Origin of the sequence: Carboxylicivirga agarovorans, from assembly GCF_050589845.1 — a bacterium.
Classification (GTDB): Bacteria; Bacteroidota; Bacteroidia; order Bacteroidales; family Marinilabiliaceae; genus Carboxylicivirga; species Carboxylicivirga agarovorans.
The window spans coordinates 1-21,785 of the sequence record NZ_JBNGPA010000005.1 but is presented as its reverse complement, the minus strand read 5'-3'; the positions used below and the strand labels follow the sequence as shown (position 1 = coordinate 21,785).

At 39.5% G+C, this 21,785-nt stretch carries 19 protein-coding genes; 5 read left to right on the top strand and 14 right to left on the bottom strand.

Going from position 1 to position 21,785, the window contains the following annotated elements:
* Positions 1-43: 43 nt before the first annotated feature.
* The 4 genes from ACRD69_RS07320 to ACRD69_RS07305 all read right to left on the bottom strand — a co-directional run bounded on the left by ACRD69_RS07320 (position 44) and on the right by ACRD69_RS07305 (position 5,159).
* A complete protein-coding gene (locus ACRD69_RS07320; RefSeq protein ID WP_430814426.1) occupies positions 44-1,501 on the bottom strand; it encodes a M28 family metallopeptidase in 1,458 nt (485 codons plus the stop codon).
* A 115-nt stretch (positions 1,502-1,616) separates the two neighbouring features.
* Complete coding sequence (locus tag ACRD69_RS07315) at positions 1,617-2,186, bottom strand: outer membrane beta-barrel protein (RefSeq protein ID WP_430814425.1); 570 nt, start codon at positions 2,184-2,186, stop codon at positions 1,617-1,619.
* Between the two features lie 54 nt (positions 2,187-2,240).
* On the bottom strand, positions 2,241-2,654 hold the full coding sequence (locus tag ACRD69_RS07310) for a hypothetical protein (RefSeq protein WP_430814424.1): 414 nt from the start codon (positions 2,652-2,654) through the stop codon (positions 2,241-2,243).
* A 93-nt stretch (positions 2,655-2,747) separates the two neighbouring features.
* Positions 2,748-5,159 (bottom strand): DUF5916 domain-containing protein, encoded by a 2,412-nt coding sequence (locus ACRD69_RS07305; protein WP_430814423.1) that lies wholly within the window; start codon positions 5,157-5,159, stop codon positions 2,748-2,750.
* 230 nt (positions 5,160-5,389) lie between these two features.
* Here ACRD69_RS07305 and tyrS point away from each other — a divergent pair, with 230 nt between their 5' ends.
* Positions 5,390-6,682, top strand: coding sequence for a tyrosine--tRNA ligase (gene tyrS, locus ACRD69_RS07300; RefSeq protein WP_430814422.1), 1,293 nt, complete (start codon positions 5,390-5,392; stop codon positions 6,680-6,682).
* 48 nt (positions 6,683-6,730) lie between these two features.
* On the opposite strand, the gene ACRD69_RS07295 is transcribed toward tyrS, so the two are convergent.
* From ACRD69_RS07295 to ACRD69_RS07250, 10 genes are all read right to left on the bottom strand, one after another.
* A complete protein-coding gene (locus ACRD69_RS07295) occupies positions 6,731-7,963 on the bottom strand; it encodes a PP2C family protein-serine/threonine phosphatase (RefSeq protein ID WP_430814421.1) in 1,233 nt (410 codons plus the stop codon).
* A 156-nt stretch (positions 7,964-8,119) separates the two neighbouring features.
* The gene (efp, locus tag ACRD69_RS07290; protein WP_430814420.1) at positions 8,120-8,686 is read right to left on the bottom strand and encodes an elongation factor P; all 567 of its coding nucleotides are present in this window, start codon (positions 8,684-8,686) and stop codon (positions 8,120-8,122) included.
* 110 nt (positions 8,687-8,796) lie between these two features.
* Positions 8,797-9,606, bottom strand: a complete 810-nt coding sequence (locus ACRD69_RS07285; protein ID WP_430814419.1) for a DUF3108 domain-containing protein — start codon at positions 9,604-9,606, stop codon at positions 8,797-8,799.
* An 80-nt stretch (positions 9,607-9,686) separates the two neighbouring features.
* Positions 9,687-10,388: a tRNA (adenosine(37)-N6)-threonylcarbamoyltransferase complex dimerization subunit type 1 TsaB gene (gene tsaB, locus ACRD69_RS07280; protein WP_430814418.1), complete on the bottom strand. Its 702-nt coding sequence runs from the start codon at positions 10,386-10,388 to the stop codon at positions 9,687-9,689.
* Between the two features lie 246 nt (positions 10,389-10,634).
* Positions 10,635-11,903, bottom strand: coding sequence for an efflux RND transporter periplasmic adaptor subunit (locus tag ACRD69_RS07275; protein ID WP_430814417.1), 1,269 nt, complete (start codon positions 11,901-11,903; stop codon positions 10,635-10,637).
* A gap of 157 nt (positions 11,904-12,060) precedes the next feature.
* Complete coding sequence (locus ACRD69_RS07270; protein ID WP_430814416.1) at positions 12,061-13,422, bottom strand: TolC family protein; 1,362 nt, start codon at positions 13,420-13,422, stop codon at positions 12,061-12,063.
* 103 nt (positions 13,423-13,525) lie between these two features.
* On the bottom strand, positions 13,526-14,608 hold the full coding sequence (locus ACRD69_RS07265) for an efflux RND transporter periplasmic adaptor subunit (RefSeq protein ID WP_430814415.1): 1,083 nt from the start codon (positions 14,606-14,608) through the stop codon (positions 13,526-13,528).
* A gap of 37 nt (positions 14,609-14,645) precedes the next feature.
* Complete coding sequence (locus ACRD69_RS07260; protein ID WP_430814414.1) at positions 14,646-15,926, bottom strand: ABC transporter permease; 1,281 nt, start codon at positions 15,924-15,926, stop codon at positions 14,646-14,648.
* Between the two features lie 23 nt (positions 15,927-15,949).
* Complete coding sequence (locus tag ACRD69_RS07255; RefSeq protein ID WP_430814413.1) at positions 15,950-17,200, bottom strand: ABC transporter permease; 1,251 nt, start codon at positions 17,198-17,200, stop codon at positions 15,950-15,952.
* A gap of 12 nt (positions 17,201-17,212) precedes the next feature.
* Positions 17,213-17,941, bottom strand: coding sequence for an ABC transporter ATP-binding protein (locus tag ACRD69_RS07250; RefSeq protein ID WP_430814412.1), 729 nt, complete (start codon positions 17,939-17,941; stop codon positions 17,213-17,215).
* 325 nt (positions 17,942-18,266) lie between these two features.
* Here ACRD69_RS07250 and ACRD69_RS07245 point away from each other — a divergent pair, with 325 nt between their 5' ends.
* Genes ACRD69_RS07245 through ACRD69_RS07230 form a run of 4 tightly spaced genes read left to right on the top strand, consistent with a single transcriptional unit; the run spans position 18,267 to position 20,965 of the window.
* The gene (locus tag ACRD69_RS07245) at positions 18,267-18,815 is read left to right on the top strand and encodes an RNA polymerase sigma factor (protein ID WP_430814411.1); all 549 of its coding nucleotides are present in this window, start codon (positions 18,267-18,269) and stop codon (positions 18,813-18,815) included.
* A 1-nt stretch (position 18,816) separates the two neighbouring features.
* Positions 18,817-19,359 (top strand): hypothetical protein, encoded by a 543-nt coding sequence (locus tag ACRD69_RS07240; protein WP_430814410.1) that lies wholly within the window; start codon positions 18,817-18,819, stop codon positions 19,357-19,359.
* A gap of 11 nt (positions 19,360-19,370) precedes the next feature.
* On the top strand, positions 19,371-20,402 hold the full coding sequence (locus tag ACRD69_RS07235; protein WP_430814409.1) for a hypothetical protein: 1,032 nt from the start codon (positions 19,371-19,373) through the stop codon (positions 20,400-20,402).
* A complete protein-coding gene (locus ACRD69_RS07230; protein WP_430814408.1) occupies positions 20,399-20,965 on the top strand; it encodes a peptidylprolyl isomerase in 567 nt (188 codons plus the stop codon). Before ACRD69_RS07235 ends, ACRD69_RS07230 begins: the two co-directional genes overlap by 4 nt.
* The last annotated feature ends 820 nt before the right edge of the window (positions 20,966-21,785 follow it).

Genomic DNA, 21,785 nt, shown 5'->3' with positions numbered 1-21,785 from the left:
CAAGAAACGGCTAAAATACTTTCTTTAGTGTATAAACCAAATGCTATTCGTCAGTTTGTGAAGTGAATGCTGTCTTTTGGGCGGCTAAATAGGTAGTGGTAAAAATTAATTTAACACGCTGTTCCATCAACTGGTAATCGATTTTATCAGGTGTGTCGTTTGGCGTATGGTAATCTTTATGCAATCCGCTAAAGAAGCCCATAACAGGTATATTAATTCGATGAAAGGCATAATGATCGGATAAGCGCAGGAAATTACCAAAGCCTTGCGATTTATTATAGTCATACTGTATTTTCATCGGCTCAAGCATGTTGTTGGCAACATGAAGCAAAGAATCAAATTCAGGATAATGGTTATTACCAATTGTATAGATGTAATTGCTTTTATGGGTGGAGTCGATGCGGCCAATCATATCTATATTAACATTGGCTTTTATATCGAAACGATGCTCCTGTGGGTGGTCGGCAAAATAGAAAGCACCTAATAATCCTTTTTCTTCACCCGATGTGCATAAAAATATCAGATCCCGGTTAAGCTTTCCTTCTAATGGTGCGAATGCTTTGGCAAGTTCTATAACAGCAGCTGTACCACTGGCATTGTCATCGGCACCAACGCAGATACCATTGTGACGCTCTCCAATATGATCGTAATGCGCCGAAATAACAACAGCTTCATTGGTCTTACCTTTACCCGGAATGTAACCAACCACATTGTTGGCATCAGCTATTTCAACTTTTAGCTGGCAGGCAAGCGTTAATTTAGGTGCCGGCAGGCTTTTAATTTGCTCATAATTCAATTGTTTTAAGCTATCATAAGGAAGTTGAAACAACTCCTCGGTTATGTTTTGGTTGACAGCGAAAGCTTTGATCATGGATTCACTAAATACCGGCTCCCGCGTTCCGATGGAGAGCTGCTGGTGCAGTACTCTGTTTCGTTCAGAAGCTTTTAAAAATTCATCATTGTCACTTTGGTGAACCATAAAAATAGCTACTGCTCCTTCGCGTTTTGTTTTACTGGCAATGCGGTACCAACTTCTGAAGCTTTTTACACATACAAAGGCAATTTTTCCTTCCACATCAATGTGATTGAAGATGGAGTCAGAGCCATTTCCAATAAATACACATTCTGCTTTTATTTCGGGGGCAACAGGGGCTGTGCTCAGGTAAACAAAATCCTTATAGTTTTCAAAATCACGTTGCTTACTTTCCAGTTTAAATTCCTTCCATTGCCAGCTCCAAAGTCCGATGTTTTGTAGGAAAGTTGTATCGTTAAACGGCTTAAGACCATTCTGTTCAAAGTTCTCAACAATGTAACGGGCTGCTTTTCTTTCTCCTTCTGTACCTGTGTTACGTCCTTTCAGACTATCGGAAGCCAGAATGTAAACATGTTGTTGAAGACTGCTGTCTGAAATACTATTCAGGTATTTTGCTTTAAATCGTGGTGACTGGGCATTCGCAATACAAAAAGTAACCGACAGTAGTAGAAAAAGAGCTGTTCTCATAATGTAAGGTTTTCAGTGGTATCAAATGTATTGTTACAATATACTTATTTTTTTAGACGTCATAAACGAAAAAAGCCGGCATATTGCCGGCTTGTATTTTTTACAGAAGTGTTTTTTAGAAGCGTTTGCCAATGGTAATGCCAAAAGCATAAGCGCTATATTCTTCTTTAAAGTCATAGGTAAATACAGGAGTGAGCTCCCAGCCATTTTCAATGGCAACTTCGTATTCAACACCAGTTTTCAAGACGAAAAATGTTTCGGTGTCATGTTTTTTGATTTCCCACTCGACACCGGGGCCTGCGATTAATCCTATCCGGTGTGTTGGTTTATATTTGCCAACCGCCGATAAGACAACTACATTATTTCTTTCCAACTCATCGTGATTGTCGGTACGGATGTAATAACTGTCCAGTTCAACATCGGCTATTACACCCAGATCCCATTTACGATTTAATGAATAATAATAGTCTACACCAATTGTTGGTACCCATTTACCCGTGCTTTCCTCATGCGTTTCATGCTCATAAAAGGCCGATGGAATGTGAGTGAATCCTGAGTAGAAAGCAATTTTATGCTTCCCATGAGCTGTTTGGTGTTCTCCCTGTTGGTCGTGCTCATCATGATCGTGCTGAGCCATTGCGTGCATTGATAATGCAAGCATCGCTAAAATGAAAATTCGTTTCATCTTAATAATTGTTAGTTATGTATTAATAATGTAGGGAGGGAGCGGGGTAATTGTTTAATATTTGTTTCCTAATAATATGCCGTTTATAAAACCATTGACCAGGGCGCTGCCAATGTTTGCAGATCCATGAGGATTAAAACTGTCTCGTCGCCTGTCATTACCGGTGTAATAGAAGCCTCCACTTGGGAAGTATGGTCTGAATGGCTGTACCTGCTGACTAACATCAGCAGATAAAACATTGTATTGCTCATACATGCCAAACTGGTTAAATACAAATACCGGACGATTATCCTGGTGTATTTTACCCAAGTTTAAGTTTAGTTGAACCGGCTGGTATTTCAGCTTTAATTCCAGTGTTAGTTCAGTGGTTTTTTGTAAACTATCTGATACAAGCGAATATTGCGCGTTGCCAATGGTAAAGATAGAGCAAAGCACAACAGTTGTCATTACAAACTTTAGTTGTTCCATAGGTTGAAGGTTTTCTTTGGAACGACAAAGTTATGCATTATTTGTTAAATGCGGTATCCGCTTATCCTGAATTAAATGTTACACCTCAACTGATTATATTCTCTTTTTGATCAGAGAATTATAGTCGATGTAATACAGTACTTTAAAAGAAACGGTATTTATCTGCGGACTGTTTCTTATAATTTCCATATTATCATTGTAGTCCTTAACCATCTGGTCAGCCTGGGCAAAAACAGAATTCTTCCATCCTAAGGTCATCTCTGATCCCGGGGCAAATACCCAGCGCAATACCATGTCAACATTAAAAGAATTGAAGTTACGGTCATGGTTATCGTCATAATCAGGTTCTTCAATTAACGTTCCATCATCCTGTAGCAGATAAAAGGCTTTGTTTTCAGCTCCTGACCAGTAATGTCGGCCCCTTAAACGCAAACTCAGTTTATTATTAAATGTATAAGCCATTTCCAATACATTCTCTATGGTATTTAAGTCGCGTTGAGCAATATAAATTGAATCTTCGGCATCATTGCGGCTAACGTAGCCATAGTCATTGGTTTCCGGGTTGCAAGATAATTCATATTCCAATGCAAGTTTCTGTCCGATGTTCCAATCCAGTCCTACTCCCATCCAGTTACCAGATTGGTTACGGTCAGGTCGCTCAAAACCACCAAAATAGACATAAGCAGAGAACTTCTTGCTCCAGTCGGAATGGACAAACATATTGAAATTGTATCCCTGTGGTTTATACAGATAGCGTCCTTCAACACGGGTTTCATCATAGTTGTGTTCTTCACTCATCCATTCGCCCCGCACTTCAAAGCCATAGTTGTTCATAAAGCGCCATTCGGTATAAACCCCCAGCTCCTGGGCTCTCAAATCCCACGGTTCCATCACCATGTCATTTTTAAAGTAGGCCTGTGCCATTCCGCTCTGGAAAATACCAAATGGTTCTATCTGGTTAAACCGGATATACGTATCGGTGTCAAACAGATTGTTACGCCTTAAAAATCCCATGTCGTTGGGATTATAATCTTTGTGGTAGGCCTCCTGTGATATGCCAAATTGCCACTTACCACTGTTTTTGGCTAACTCTACCTCACCAAACCAGCCAGTTTCTTTATCTTCTGCTCCGCGGTGACTAACTCCTCCTTTTCCACTAATGGCATAGGTCAATGATTTATCTCTGATCTGAAATTCAGTGGCTGTTACGTTAGCACCAAAAGAATTGTCGTACATCGACATATTGGTGTTGATAAGGCTGACGTATGAATTGTTCTTTAACGATTTGTCAATGACCGACACATTGTAATTGGTAAACGGTTGAATCAATACTTCCCTTGAGGTATTATTCAAAGTGTCTTTTAATGTGGCATGTGAATTGAGCGACATGGCATTTAAGAAACCAATGGCAAAGCCGTTTTTATTACGCCCCGATATTTTTGTGGCATTGACCAATTGGGTTTCTGCCGGCCTGTCGCTTATCACTTCATTTTCCTCAAGCTCATCATTGGCATTGCCTGCAAACTTCGGTCGGCTACCTATCCGCCGGGAGTAAAATACATCAGCCCGGTCAAACAACTCCATACCTTCGGTAAAAAACTGCCGTCGTTCAGCATAATAGATCTCATAAGGTCCCAGGTTTAGCTGGCGGTCGTCTGACTGAATCTGCCCAAAATCGGGTATGAGCATCATATCCAGGGTATAACTTTCGTTGATACCGTATTTCATATCAAGTCCACCTTTATAGGTAAAATCGGTCTTGTCTATTTCCTCATTCTCCTCAACATAAAGAGCCAGGTAGGGTGTAAATGAAAGTCGGGTAGGAGGCTTTATATTTTCAATGCCAGATAATTCACCCTGCTGATGTATCCATCCTGAAATATTACGATCAATGAGGTTCCAGGTGTTATTCGAATTGTACCGGCGTATATTACGAAAGATGTTTACACCCCACAAATGAACAGGCTGATCAGGGAAGCGAAGGGCAGAATAAGGAATACGCATCTCAACGATCCATCCATCATCAGTGATTTGTGTATTGCTTTCCCATACCGCATCCCAGTTACCATCTTCCCGGTCGCGATCACTTTTAATGGCTTTCATATCCGACTGAACACCTGCCGGAGTAATATAAAAACCATAGGATAATTGCCCTTCGTTATACGGATCGATGTATACGCCAAAGTAATCAGAATTACCAATGTTATCTCTTTCTGTCAAATAGTTATTGATGCTGTCAGGTGCCGTATCGTAAAGCATGGCCCCAACATAAACAGCTGACTGGTCATAAAAGAACCATACCTCGGAGCGCTGCATTGCGGGGCGCCCGTTATAGGGCTGGAGTTGAACAAAGTCGGTAGCGGGCTCTCCCTGTTGATAGTATTCTTCATTTAATTGACCATCAATTTTTAACGGAGAGGTAATATAGGTAGCCTTCACATTTTTCTTTTGGGCATATAAAGTTGTTGACAGGCATACAATCAACAAAATGTGTAGAAATTTCATGTGATTTAGTTAGTGTGTTCTCAATCGGTAAAACTATTTAAAAATACAATTTTTACGGGTTAACGGCATGTTAAAATGCAGTATTAATTAGTTTACAGTTCTTTCCCCGGTGTTTTAGTATTTTTAGCCCTAAAAAGTGAGCATCCAAACCTTGGGTTTTTATTATCTTTGTCACTTCGAAAATAATTAATGTAAAATAGCGTCTTGCGAGACAATAAATAAACACAACCATGAATTTTGTTGAAGAACTAAGATGGCGTGGCATGATTCACGATGTAATGCCCGGAACAGAAGAGCAATTAGAAAAAGAACTGACGTCAGCTTATGTGGGTATTGATCCAACAGCAGATTCATTACACATTGGTCACCTGGTTGGTGTGATGATGTTAAAACATTTTCAGGCATGCGGACATAAGCCATTGGTTTTAGTTGGCGGTGCAACAGGTATGATTGGTGATCCATCAGGTAAGTCGCAGGAGCGTAACTTACTGGATGAAGAATCATTGCGTCATAACCAGGCTTGCCTGAAAAAGCAACTGGCTTTATTCCTTGATTTTGATTCATCTTTAGCCAATGGTGCCGAGTTAGTTAATAACTATGACTGGATGAAGGAGTTTACCTTCCTTGAGTTTATCCGTGATATTGGTAAGCACATCACTGTTAACTATATGATGGCTAAAGATTCAGTTAAGAAGCGTTTGGGTGAGGAGTCGCGCGTTGGTATGTCATTTACCGAGTTTACCTATCAGTTGGTGCAGGGATTTGACTTTTTACACTTATACCGCGAGAAGAATTGTAAGCTTCAAATGGGAGGTTCTGATCAGTGGGGTAATATTACAACAGGTACCGAACTAATACGCCGCAAAGAACGTGGTGAAGCTTTTGCCATGACCTGTCCTTTGATTACCAAAGCCGACGGAGGTAAGTTTGGAAAGACCGAAAGCGGTAATGTATGGCTGGATCCTGAGAAAACAAGTCCTTACCACTTCTATCAGTTTTGGATGAATACTTCTGATTCAGATGCTGAAAAGTATATTAAGATCTTTACAATGCTCACCAAAGAAGAAGTTGAATCATTGGCTAAAGAACAAGCTGAAGCGCCTCATTTGAGAGCCATGCAAAAGCGTTTGGCTGAAGAGGTAACGGTTATGGTTCATGGTCGAGAGGCATATGATTCAGCTGTTGAAGCATCGCAGATCTTATTTGGTAAAGCAACAACCGATGCTCTTCGTAAGATCGATGAGAAAACCCTATTAGCGGTATTCGAAGGTGTACCACAATTTACAGTTGACAAGGCTTTATTTTCAGAAGGAGTTAATGTCGTTGACCTGCTGGCAGAAAAGGCAACTGTATTTCCTTCAAAAGGAGAGCTGCGTCGTACAATTAAAGGCGGGGGTATGAGTATTAACAAAGAAAAGGTGGCAGATGCCGAAGCAACAGTTGATGCATCAGCCCTTTTAAATGATAAATACTTATTGGTTCAAAAAGGAAAGAAAAATTACTTTTTGGTAATTGCTCAATAAGAATTAAGTGATAGAATAAAGGAAAGCAGGCGGAAATGTCTGCTTTTTTTATTTGAATTCAAGCCCGATTAAGGAAATGTCATCAAAGGCGGCACCATCTTTTTCGATGCGGTCAATGATTTTACGAAGCCCTAAGAAGTTTTGTTCCAGGGGATGATTGTTGTTCATGATCGCTTCTACTTCTTCGGCACCCGATTCAACCTGGTTACCATCGTCCAGCTCAACCAAACCATCGGTGAAAGCCAATAGTTTTGATCCTTTGGGAATATGCACTTTTCCTACATCAATAGATGGGATAAAGTCGAGCATCCCAAGACCTATGCAACCGTGTTCCAAATGGCTAAGTTGCTTTTTGCGGGCATCAAATAAAAGGGGAGGCAAATGACCGGCATTCACATAACTCAAGCGGCGTGTAATAAGGTTATACCTGCCAATAAACAACGTGATGAACTTTTCGCTGTTTGCACTTTCGTTGACACGTGCATTCAACTGGTGGATCAGTTTTTTAAGGTTGCCACTATAGGTAAACAATGAGCGTATGACAGCCTGGAAATTAGACATTAACATGGCTGCGGAAATACCCTTACCCGATACATCGGCGATACAGAAACCAATGGTGTTGCGCGATAAACGAAAAACATCGTAATAATCACCACCAACACCCATATGAGGCTGGTAATAAGTATGAATATCAAGCTTTGAAGTCTTTGGAAGCTGATGCTCACTGGGAACCAGCTGGTTTTGAATACGTGATGCCAGCTCCATCTCCTTTTTTATCACCTCTTGCTCCAGAAGTTCCTGCTGCATGCGCTTGTTCTCAACAAACACAATGATCAGGTTGGAGATAATCTGAATTAATTTGAGGTGTTTGATCGTTGGACTGATGCCTTGCTGCTCTTCTTCAATATCACCTATCAATACATAGCCTATTGCATGATACCTGTGAAATAACGGGATAACAGCGTCAAAGCCTTTTAGATTTGGAGGATGTGATAATGTGATGCTTTCAATTGTTTCGTACTGTAACAAATCCTTCTCAACATCAATGGCGGCCGCCTCTTCCTCGGTTACTCCTGATATAAGAAGGTTTTTCCATACATCGTTAGAGAAAGTATAAACCAATACCTTACCAACTTCCAGTTCTTCCCGTAGTAGTATCTCAAATTCAGAAAGTAAGTCTTCAATGGTGTGATCTTCATTAATAGTCTGCGCAATATCAAGGATGATATTCAATCTATCCTTGTATAAACGAAGCCTTTTCTTTTTCAATTGGGTAACCATAGAAGCTAACTCTTTCCAACTAAGGTATTAAAAAAAACCTATAAAAGTCAGTATTTCTTATTATAGGGTTTAATATTAAATAAAAGACCCTGTTATAAGATGCTACTAACTATTTAGCAGTAAGTTTATAACAGGGTGGAGATCGTTTATGTAAAATTATTTTACACGCTCAACATATGAATTGTCTGAGGTGTTAATTTTAATTTTATCACCAGTGTTAATAAACAGAGGCACCATAATTTGAGCACCGGTAGTTACTGTTGCCGGTTTTAACGAGTTGGTAGATGATGTATCACCTCTAACACCAGGCTCAGTGTAAGTTACTTCGAATACAACGTTTGTTGGAAGGTTAACCATTAATGGTGTTTCTGTATCAGCGTGATAAACAACTTCAACTTCCATTCCTTCGTTTAACAATGAAGTATTGTCAATTAATCCTTCTTCGATAGGTACCTGCTCAAATGTCTCTGCATTCATAAAGTGATAACCCATATCATCTTTATAAAGGAATTGGTGCGGACGACGCTCTACACGTGCTTCGTTAACTTTTACACCTGCATTAAATGTATTTTCAATAACCTTACCGGTTGATACATTCTTAAGTTTTGTTCTTACAAACGCGGCTCCTTTTCCCGGCTTAACGTGCTGGAATTGTACAATGAAAAATAATTGTCCATTGTACTCAATGCACATGCCGTTTCTAAAATCAGCTGTAGTTGCCATACTATTGAAATTGTGATTATTATTATCTAAAAAACGCTGCAAAAATACACGAATTCACGTAAAAAACGAATTGTATGACTTAAAAGCTGTCCTTTTCAGTGAATTAGATACTAATGCTGTACACTACTGAATGGGTGTTTCAGACCTTTAAATTCATGCAGGTTACAGGTAAAAGACCCAACAGCCAGGTCAAAACGCACACGCATTGGAATGCGATTTTTGTCACGCGTAATCCATACATGCATATCATCTTCTGTTTTAAAGGCGCGACCTACTTCTGTAACAGGTGAGAATTTATAACACTCAATTTTACCAAAGTCGGTTTTAATAACCTCTGTCCCCCTGTAACGAATACGCAGCGGAAAGTTTTCATCTGAAAAATAGGTCATAAACTCAATCACTTCGCCCACCTCCAGATTATCATTGAACTTATGATTTCGGGCAAAATAAAATGCTGATAGAATATCTAATATACCTTCCTGAACATTGTGAACACCCGATTTTTTTGAAAGCACCTGTGATGAATCTCTGATATACTCCACCTCATTATAATAGCGGTAGCGACCTTCACGAATACTTCTGATTGCCTTTACCGGTTCATTGGTTTTAACATCGATAAAGCTCTCATAACGATCCCTGATTTTGTATAGCACATCAGCAATGCCTACTGTTACACCTCGACCTATTACATGGTGAACCCTGGTGTCATTGTAGATTGAGTCTACAACGGTAAGGGTTGCTTTTCCTCCCGTAACTATTCCATAGTTTAGCGTAAAAACGAGTTTTTCACCTCCCTGGTAGGCCTGATGATCAGTCAGGGGATAAGGAGGAATATAAACAGTGTCCTTCTTTTCTTCCTGAGAAGCAAGCATGCTGGCTGTCAGTAAAAAACTGATCAGTATAATAGTAAGCCTTTTCATAAGCCTTTCTTTTAGAGATTAAGATAAGATTACTTACTCTATATGACAAACAAATGCTTTGAAATACTTACTGGATTTTGCTACAGTACCTTTTTTTTAGGCGTTGTGGCAACAAAGTCCTTCAGGTAAAAAGGCTCAAAGTAAGCCACGTCTTCAAACTTTTCTTCAGCAAAGTGTTTTTCAGCCAGTGGAGAAAGGTTTTTAGCCAAAGGATGACAGTCATCTACAAATATGGCATTCTCATGTTTGATGACATCTTTGCATTTTTCCGCTCCGTTGCCAAAGAAAACAACCTTATTGGCTTCGAGCCACTTTGTAAATGTTTCTTCGTCAACAATCTTAGCTGATATATCTTCAAGTTTATTAAGCTCTTTATCAAATACAGCAGTATAAACTTCCATTCGACGCGCATCCATCAAAGGGCAAAAAACAATAGGCAAGGCTGAAGATTCCCAATCCTGATTAACTACAGCTTGTGTTAAAATTTGCATGGAGTCAATGGCTATCACCGGCTTATTTAAGGCATAGCATATTCCTTTGGCTGTTGAAACCCCGATGCGCAGGCCCGTGTAAGAACCAGGGCCGCTGCTTACGGCAACTGCATCAATATCCTTCAGTTCAGGCGTATTGTCTTGAGCAAACAATTCTTCAATTAAGATCGTCAGGTTCGATGCATGCGAATTAACCTGAAACAGTTCCTTAGATGCAACAACTTTACCATGTTCACTATATGCTACCGAACAAACGCCGGTAGACGTTTCAATACTCAATATTTTTGCCATATCCTTAAATTATTGCGCAAAAATAGTAAATAGTTTCGAAGATAGTAATGGTGAATATTGACATCAGATAACAGGCTCAGGTTCAAAGATACATGAGGTATCTAATAGGATCAGAACTGTTTATTATGAAACAAAAGACCATTCAGCCGAATAAACACAGAGCAGAATTTTCCAATTGTTTACTTCAAATTCATAAAGAATTAATGTGTTAATATTTAAAATCTTTCACCCTGTTTCTCTTGGTCTTTATTTGTCTTTCTCATCAAATAATTTCTCGACAACCTGAACGGCATTGCCATTTTTTAACTTGCGTGAGATGGCTGAATAGGGGCCACTGATCACTTCTTCATCCTCATCAAGACCCTCAAGTATTTCAATGTATTTTGTGTTTTGAATACCCGGAACAACCTTCTTCTGGACAGCTTTACCTTCTTCAACCACAAACACAACTTCTATGCGCTTGTCTTTGTCCACTTCCATCTTTATTGAATCACTCACAATGGAATCGGGACGTGTGGTAACCGATTGTATAGGTACGGTTAAGGTATTGTACCTTGTATTGGTTTGGATATCTACTGTCGCTGACATACCAGGGCGGAATGGATACATGTTGTTCGCATTCTCTTCAATTAAATGTTGGTACGATTCAGGGAGTATCAATACCCTCACTTCAAAATTGGTAATCTGGTCGGCGCTGGTTCCCTGGGTTTTAGCAGAGTTGGCAATTTGTGTTACCACCCCTTTGAATTCTTGCTTCAGATAGGCGTCTACCTCAATAATACACGTATCATTGTTGCTAACGCGGATGATGTCGTTCTCATTCACATCAACCAGTACCTCCATTTGATGCAGGTTGGCCAGGGTCATCATTTCAGTACCTTCAAACTGGGCTGTTCCTACAACACGCTCACCTTTTTCAACATTTAAACGTGAAATAGTACCCTCCATTGGAGCATAGATGGTTGTGCGATTCAAATTATCCTTGGCTTCTTTTAATGATGCGCGGGAATTGCGCAATGATGCTTCTGCCGAGGCCTTATTGGCAAGGGCTATTTCATATTCAGACTCTACCTGTTCAAAATCAGATTCTGAAATGGTTTTATCTTCCCACAGTTGTTTATTACGGTTGTAGTTTAATTTCTTTTGCTGAAGTTGCGCTTCTGCTTGTTGCAGGTTAGCTTCGGCCGACTTAACCGATGCCTCCATCTTTTCATAGTTACGCTCGTAGATATCGGGTTGAATACGGGCTAAAACCTGTCCACGCTTAACTTCCTGTCCTTCTTCCACCAATAGTTCCAGTATCTCACCGGACACATCGGAACTGATCTTGACTTCAACCAGTGGGTTTATCTTTCCATTGGCTGTAATGGCTTCTGTAATGGTACGCGGTTGTGCTTTTTCTGCCAGAACTTTTTCCTGGTATTCCTGTCCAATCCAGCCTTGTTTTTTACCAATAACAAGTACAATCATAATGACAGCGATAGCAACGATAGCAATAACAACAGGTTTCTTCATAGGTTCAGTAATTTATCATGGCTAATTTATAAATAACTTTGATATGACAGGAAGCCACAGACATAAGTTTTTATAATTATGAAAAAAAAATACCGGATATTGGTGAAACAATATCCGGTATATTAATAATAAGGGTATAAAAGGGTATTATGAAGCCTTAAAGTTCAATAGGAATGCCTTTGTAAAAGTCAAGAATCTTGGTTCTTAGAATATATTCGTACTTGGCCTGTAGCAAATCAGACTGAGCACGGGTATAGTCTGTTTTAGCCACGTTGTAATCAACAGAGTTAACCAATCCAACGTTAAACTTCTTCTCTGTATATCGGAATGATTCAGCGAATGAATTTACGGCTTCCTGACTCGATAAATATTTGTTGTAGGAAGCTACCGCATTACCGTATGCCTGCTGAATTTTTTTACGCAGGTTAAGCTTTTCCTGCTTTAACAGGTATTGTGCATCCATAACACCGAGTTTTGCATTGGCAACATTATTTCGTGCCTGCAGGCGGTTGAAAATAGGAATGCTTAAACGAGCACCAACATATGTGTTCCTGTTGGTTTTAAACTGTTCATCCAATGATCGGTTTGAGTCATAGGGGTCGTCTGCTAACCAGTTGGCATTGGTTGACATACCGGCTCCTACACCAAGTGTAGGGTAATAATTTCCTTTTGCGATTTTAAGATCGTATTCTGCACTCTCAGTATTGTAAGTAGCACTTTTAATCTCGGGCATTATTTCCAGTGCCATCGAGTAAATGTCTGCAGGCGGCTCTGGAGTAAAGGCGCTTAACTCAGGTAGTTCAGGGCTTAAAATGTCAAATTCAATAGGTCTTTCCAAATCCAGCAACTGTGCTAAATCCAATAATGATATTCCCAGCGCATTTTGTTGCTGAGTGACATTCAAGGCCTCTTTCGCAGCCTGAGATTTGATTTCAAGGTAGCTACCCATGGCCTGGCTTCCTGCATCAACCAGTTTCTTGGTGCGCTCAGCTTGTAACTTACTTGTTTCATATTGCTCTTCAGCCACGTTAAGCAGTTCCTTGTCAAAAAGGATTTGCAGATAATGACCGGTGATTTGCAATCCGATATCATTCTTGGTTTTTTCCATATCCTCTATGGCTGCAAGAAGATTAACTTTATTGCGTTTAATGGTATTAGAGGCGGTTAAGCCACTAAAAACATTAATGTTACTATTGGCACTGATTCCCAAAGATTGTATCGTCTGGTCAACATTCTGTGCCTCTTGCTGTACCCATGTATAACCAAAACTTAAAGAACCATCGGTGCTGGCGTTTAAATCAGGAAGACGATCAAGTTTACTTTGTTTCAGAAGGTTTTCCTGGTATTGGGTATTAACCGTCTGGCGTTGAATAGTAATGTTATTCGTATGCGCGTAGTTAATGCACTCTAGTAATGACCATTGTTTTTTCTGTCCCTGCCACTCGACTTTCAACGAGTCTTGCGCCTGGATATTGATTGCCAACAAACAAAAAGTGGCAATAGCAATTATTGATTTCATAGATAATTTTTTTGATAGGTGTGAGCCTAAGTTTTCTCTTCTGGTTAATTCACCCGGACGATGCCGGGTGTTGTAACTACTAAAATATTAATAATTACTGAAATTAGATTTTAGGAATCTTAATTTTATCTTCTTTCGAGATTCCATCTGTAATTTCAATTTTAATACCGTCAGATAATCCGGTAGTAATAAGTCGCTTTTCAAATAGTTGCTCACCAGTCTCTACCTCAACAAAAGCAGAGTCATTACTAAAAGTGATCAACTTTTCTTTGATGGCCAGTACACTATCGCGTCTGTCAAGAACAATATCAGCAGTGGCGCTGTATCCGGCTCTGATAAACTGATTTTCCTTCAGTTCAACTGCAGCCTTAATTTCAAACTGGATGGCACCATTTTCTTCAACACCTTTAGGGGCGATTGATTCAAGGGTTGCATCATATTGCTGGTCTTCAATAGCTCCAATAGATAGTAAAAGTGCCATTCCCTGCTTAATTTTACCAACTTCAGTTTCGTCAACTTTTCCTTCAAACACCATCTTGCCCATGTCAGCAACCACAGCAATCGTTGTTCCGTCGTTAAAAGTATTACTCTTAATTACCGAGTTACCTTCTTTAATTGGTACATCCAGAATCATCCCTGTAATGGTTGAGCGAATCAATGTGTTGGTCTGTCCCTTGGCATTGTTGGTAACACCCTCTTTGATCAGCTGCAGGTTGTTTTCAGCTGCTAACTTATCTGCTTCAGCCGTTTCATAGCGTAATTGTTCTTCCAGGAACTCTGATTCAGGAATAACACCGGTGTCGAATAATTCTTTCTTACGCTTATACTCAATTTTAGCATTTTTAAAACTGATTTCAGCTCTCTTTAACTGGGCTTCAGCGTTATTTACCTGGATCATCTCAGGGATGATCTGTACTTTGGCAATTAAGTCACCTTTTTGCACCTCGTCCCCGGCTTCCACATATATTTCTGTTATAATACCACTTTCCTGTGGTTTAATGTCTATTTCTTTACGAGGAACGACTGATCCGGTAGCCACTGTTTTCTTAATAATGTTGGTTACTTCTGCCAGTTCGGTTTCATAAACAACAGGGTCTTTCTTTGATTGATTGTATAAGTAAAATATAACCCAACCAACTAATGCGATAAATATTACACCACCTAATATTTTAAATACCTTCTTCATGAGTTTAGATTTTTTATAGTTTCTAGTATGTTCTTTTTTATTCGTGTCTAAGTGCTTCAATAGGTTTAATCCTAATGGCTTTGAGCGCAGGGATTAATCCTGCTATTAAGCCCACTAATATCAGCATTGCTAATGCGGCAATGGCCAGTGGTAAACCAATTTCCGGATTCAGGAAGAATGTTTCCTCCTCGCCATTTCCGGCAGCCCTTGATGCATCAACGGCCATATCAACAAGGTATAGTGCCACTGTTCCTATTGCCAGGCCTATAAACCCGGCTATTGTCGTAAGGAAAACAGATTCGGTAAGTAGCTGACTCACTATAATTGCGGGTTTGGCACCTATCGCACGCTGTATCCCAATTTCTTTGGTTCGCTCTTTTACAACAACCAACATGATGTTACTAATACCTACAGCTCCTGCTATAAGGGTACCAATACCAACAACCCATATCAGAATGTCAATTCCCAAAAAGATGAAGTTCATTGTTTTAATCTGGTTCTCAAGGTTGAATTTGCCAATGGCCTCATTATCTTCAGGCGATAACTTATGGTTCTTTTGAAGTATCGGGGTTATTTTATCGATAACATTTTCTACTTTATGACCCTTTTTAGCGACTAATCCAAAGTAATGAACCTGGTCACCGTAGTTATAGGTTTGTTGCATGGCTGTAAATGGCAGATATACGGTTTCTTTTTTATTACTCCCGATATTAATCTGGGGATTATTTGATTTAAAAACCCCAACTACCATAAAGTACACGCCGTTGACCCTGATGTATTGACCTACCGGATCTTCTCCTTCATCAAACATGACTTCATATACTTTCTCCCCAATGATACAGACCTTTCTTTTTAGTCTGATGTCTTCATCGTTGATATAACGCCCATATGGCATAGTACAAGGATCAATATCCCGGTAACTTGGATAATCACCCATCACATTGAATGCACCCGAACGTTTACCCCGAACAATATTTTCACCACTACGAAGGTTCCATCCGTTTAATCGTGGTGATATCACTTCTACTTCGGGTACCTGGTCTTTAATGGCTTGAATGTCATCGTTATTTATCTGCCAATTGCGTCCACGCTTAAAGCCTTCGTATGCAATAGTTGTGTTTTGCGCCCATACAAACCCGCTGTTGGTTGCAAAGTCTTTAACTCCTTCGTATACACCATTCTTAAGCCCGTTTCCGGCACCGGTCATTACAACCAGCATTAAAATGGCCCATAAAACACCAAAGGCGGTTAAAACACTTCGTAATTTATTTGTTTTAATGGCGTTGAATATTTCTTGCCATCTGTCTTTATCAAACATAGCTTTTGACTTTGGGTTAGATTTTATTCATCATGTAAAGCTTCAATAGGTCGTATAGCCGAGGCTTTTCTCGCAGGAATGTAACCCGCTATTAGTCCCGCTGTAACCAGAATCACCAGTGCGGAAACTGCTACGCCAAGGTCTGCCGATGGGTTAAAGAACGCTCTTTGCACGTCTTGATTTTCCACTGCTATTTGCTGCAATATGGCTGACACACCGGCCAGCAAGCCCATTCCGGCCACCAGTCCGAAGAATCCTGCCAGCGCTGTTATTAATACTGATTCAGATAAAACCAGGCGAATGATTGAGAACGGTGTAGCGCCGATTGCTTTTCGGATTCCAATTTCTTTAGTTCGCTCTTTTACCAGTATTATCATGATATTACTAACTCCAACAATTCCGGCAATAATTGTCATGATACCAATAACCCATACAAACATTCTGATACCCGCAAAAACACCCTGTGCCTGTTTAAAGCTTTCCAGTGTATTCCATATGCCAATTGCCTGCTTGTCTTCCGGAGCAACGCGATGGCGCTCAATCAGCATGTTTCGTACTTCCTCTTCTATGCGTTGGTTTTCGGCAACGGTTGTGGCATTGGTTGCAATGGCCATTTCAGTTAAGCGGTTATTGCCATTGAAAATACGTTGGGTGGTCGTTAATGGCATGTAACATTGCTTTCTGTCTTTGTCCTCAGGATCCTGGAAAATCCCAACAACCATAAAAGGTACCCCACTGATACGTATGTATTGTCCTATTGCTTCCTCATCTTTGAATAAGTGCTTTTTTACAGGCTCTGATATAATAACCGATTTTCTGTGTTTTTTTATGTCCAGGTCGTTTATGTATCGCCCCTGAACCATATCAACAAGTTGTATCTTCTTAAATTCAGGCATGATGCCTTCTATCCTAAAATCACCGTATTCATTTTTGTATGTAACCGGGAAATCTCCCCAAAGATGAAAGCGACCGGAAAAATTATCCATGTCATCTTCAAACTTGCGTTGTAACATCTCTCCATCAGCAACTGTAAAGTTGATGCGTCGACCTGCTTTTAAACCATCATGAGCAACTTGTGTACGCCTGCTCCATATCCAAAGAGCATTTTTAGAGGTGTTTTTGAAATTGAACTCCATTCCATTCTCCAGCCCTTTACCAGAACCCAATAGAATGATAAGCATAAAAATACCCCAAGCCACACTAAAGCCCGTCATAATCGCTCTCAGCCTATTTTGCTTGAGCGTAGATAATATCTCTTGAAAATAATCTATCATGACTAATCCGGATTATGAGTTAGCATAAATCGTTTGTCCGCTTGGGGCAATTATGGGATTGCTTTGGTTGTTCTCAATCAATCCATCTTTAAGTCGTATAACACGCTGGGTCATGTCGGCAATATCATTTTCGTGAGTCACGATAATGACTGTTATACCTGAATCATTAACCTCTTTAAGGATATCCATTACCTCATATGAGGTTTGCGTGTCCAATGCTCCGGTTGGTTCATCGGCAAGTATAACCTTAGGCTCAGAAATAAGAGAGCGCGCAATGGCTATACGCTGTTTTTGTCCACCTGACAATTCACTGGGGGTGTGGTTCCACCACTCTTTAAGCCCTAATCTGTCAAGGAGTTCCAGTGCCCTTGCATTGCGTTTTTTGCGACTGACGCCCTGGTAGTAAAGTGGTAAGGCGACATTTTCCATGGCATTTTTAAAAGAAATAAGATTAAATGACTGGAAAATGAAACCAATGTATTTGTTTCTGAATGCAGCTGCTTTTCGCTCACTCATTTTTTGAATAAGAATGTTATTCAAATAATATTCTCCTTCATCATAGTTATCAAGGATACCCAGGATATTTAAAAGCGTGGATTTACCGGAACCGGATGATCCCATAATGGAAACCATTTCTCCCTGCTTTATATCAATGTCCAGGCCTTTTAATACATGTAAGGAGTTACTTCCTGTTACATAGGATTTGTGAAGTTGATTCACACGAATAATGCTTTGGCTCATAATGTTTTCTTCTTAGATATATCGAATCTTATGGGTTAATATCACTGTATCAATACTCGTGCCGATGGAATTAAGGTGCAGAGGGACAGGGTGTTGTATCTTCTGTCTTTTGTTACTTCGGCTATTTATGACTAATTTATGCTGAAATAATGTTCACTTTCGAACACATGATTTTTGTCAGCCCCTGTAAACAGGACGATTGAGGGTAGTTGGATGTTACAGTGTTCGTAGTGTGCGTTTTCGAACAAGTGGGCCATAATGCGACTTTTTTGATATTTATTTTCGACCTGATCCTAACTTTACCGTATCAATTGTAAACGAACTAATGAAAACAGTTTCTGACGACATATTAATTGAAAAAAGCAGGACAGGGAATTCAATGGCCTTTGGAGTATTGGTAGAACGCTATTCTAATTATTGCTATTCAATTGTGTGCAGGATTGTTGGTAATAGGGCAGAGGCTGAGGATGTGGTTCAGGATGCCTTTGTTTTAGCATGGCAGGAGATAGACGGTTTTGATTGTAAAAAAGGAAAGTTTACAACCTGGCTTTATACAATCGCTACCCGACTGGCAATTGATATACTGCGTAAAAGGCGCAGTCAAGAGGATCTGATAGCTGTAAAGGAGGATGATAGTAATGAGAATGATGCTCTTAAAAACCTGTTTAACGAGGAATTGGAGGAGCAGATCAAATGGGCATGCAAATCGTTAACCGCACTTCAGAAAGCTGTTTTTGTCCTGCGTGAGATTGAAGAAATGGATGTTCATGAGGTGTCTGAAATAACAGGGTTATCTGCTAAACAGATCAAGGACAATTTATATGTGGCCCGAAAGAAAGTGAGAGAACAACTTCAAAAAGTAATACGTGTTTGATATGGACGAGGATATTTATAAACAATTACTGGATAAGGCAAAGAAAGACAAACCAAGTCTGGATAATGTCGGGTCACTAAAAAGAAAAGTGATGGACCGCATTGAGCCCCCAAAAAAACAAAGCCTGGGATTTTTGAAGTTCGTAAGAGTGGCGGCCAGTGTTGTTTTGCTCTTTTGTTGTGGTGTATATACATGGTTAGAAGTGTATACCTGGGAGAGCCGACTGGCTATTCGCTCATCCAATGATCCGGTTATTTACAAATCGGACTGGCAATGCCGGATGACGGCCAATGACTTGCTGACCAAACTGCTGGAAACAAATGCAATGATGCGCCATAATGATGATGTGATATTAAATAAAGGAAGTGTGCAGCTTCTTCAAATTGAAAATGCGGAACTATTTTCCTTTGTTGAAAACCTGTTGACTCAGATAGAGCGTTATTCACCTGTTGATTTCCAGGCCTATCATGCCGGTGAAGACATTCGACTGAGTGCCTGGCAGCTTCGTCGTGAATATGGTTTTTGTGAATGGATGAATAAATAAACTACAATGTTATGAATGCAAGATGCTTATTAATTACATTGCTGTTCATCTTATCAGCATGTGGAGACGTTACCTATAGATATTATACCCGTATCAATGATGATGGGACAGTTTTTAAACGAGTAATCGCTGAGGGTGATTCGTCACAGGTATATAAGAACCCATTTTCGTTTGATATTAATGAGGGGTGGAATCTTAGTTACGATAAGATGATTGATAAGGAAAACGGAGACACCATTTTTATGGCAATTGCCGAAAAAACCTTTGAATCTGTGGGAGCGGTGAATCAATCTCTGTATTTGAGTAATGATTCAACCCATAAGGATAATATTAAATCAGAGCTTAAGAGTAGCTTCGCCTGGTTTTATAACTTTCATGAATATACTGAGACATACCTGCAACGATTCCCATTTCATCATCTTTCAATAGATGATTATCTGAATGAAGAAGAATATGCCTATCTGTTTGCCGGTGACACATCGTGTGTTGAAACGATGACCGATTTGGAAAAAGAAGCCTTTGATGAACAAGGGGAGTTAAAGTTTTGGAAATTCATGACAGCCTCTTTAGGTATTGAGTATTTTAATCTTTTGAATAATTATGCCTCTGCCAATGGGAAAGGTGCACTGGGCGGCGGAGACTCATTATTTGTAATGCAGATTTTCGAATCATCTATTGAGGATGGGCCTGAATTGGAGGAGCTATGTCAGTTGATGGATAAGCGGCTTGGTTCCTCATGGGTGAGCGAGGCCTACTGTGATGATTATTTTGCAGAATTTGAAAGGCAAATAGATGACGAAGTTCTTCTTCTTAATGAAACGGAATATTTTGCCGAGGCAGAGACACCTGGATTAATATATGATACGAATGCAGTTTCAATTGAAGGCAGTAAAGCAAAATGGCATTTTAAACGTGGAAACTTTGCTTACCGGGATTATAGTTTAATATTGAAATACCGTACCACTAATTATTGGGCATTTGTTGTGGTTGGGGTTCTGGTTATTATTTTAGTACTATCATTTATATTAAAAAGAAAGACATGAGAATTGTATTTTATATGGTGGCGCTTTTGTTTATTGGAGCTTGCAGTTCCAATCCGCTTGTTGAAATAAAGACAGCAGAAGGCAATATAGTTATAGAGGTTTTTGAAAAGAAAGCTCCGCATACAGCATCTAACTTTTTAAAGCTTGTGGATGAAAGCAAATACGACGGTGCTGTTTTTTACAGAGTTGTTACCCAATCTAACCAGGAAAATAATCCGGTTAAGATTGAAGTAATACAGGGAGGATTATTTGATGACGAATTGGTTAATGCTTTAAGCACCATTCCGCATGAGACAACAGAAGAAACCAATGTATTTCATAAAGACGGTACAATAAGTATGGCGCGATTGGGGCCGGGAACAGCGTCATCGGAGTTTTTTATATGTGTTGGAGATATGCCGGAGTTGGACTATGGAGGTAAAAGAAATCCCGATGGTCAGGGTTTTGCCGCTTTTGGCAGAGTTATTAAAGGTATGAGTGTCGTTAAAAAGATCCACACCTTAGATAATACTAATCAAATGTTGAATACGATGGTGAAGATTGAGAGTATACGCAGGATTTAAAATAGATTATAATCTCAGATAGTATCACAAGGGCTCCGCAAGGCGCCCTTTTTTTATACCCCACTATCCATCACTTCCAATACATTTTCATACTAAACCCAGTTTAAACACACAATAAACGCATACCAAATACATATTAAATTCAGCCTGAGTCGAATTTAGTCTGAGTTTGGTTTGAGTTTGGTCTGAGTTTGGTCTGAGTTTAATTGGAAAGAACTAACAGGCGACGACCTCTTAAAAACAGCATTGATAAGCTGACTGAAGAAGGCTCCATCAAGCACCCTCAAATTTCTTAAAAAAATATTCCACCGATAATCACCATCAAATCAACTCTTAAGCGCCGACCGGGAAAGATTCTTTTAAAAAATTGTGATTTTACATTTGGAGATACGGAAAAAACTCCCTTATTTTGCACCCGCTTTTGAGAACAACGGTTCATCTGGAAGGCACGGTTGATAAGGGATTTAGCTCATTTATCGACACATAATGACAGGCAAAGTGAAAGGGAGTATTGACAACAAAAGCCGGGTATATTATCTTGCAAGTTCGCGTCAAAAAATAAGTCAAAAAATTTTCAAAAATAATTTTGGAAAATAGAATAAAAACTTCTTACCTTTGCAGCCGCTTCTTAAACGAGAGAGGTTAAAAAGAAAAGAAAAGGACAGTGGTGAAACACTTACTTTTACAAGAGCAAAAAGCTCAAAAGATCTTTGAAAATATTGGATAGTACCTATTTTAAACGATAAAATAGAAAAGGTAAAAAGTGAAACCTGAAGTCAATTAGAGCTATTAAAATTTCTAGAGATATTTAAAATTTTAA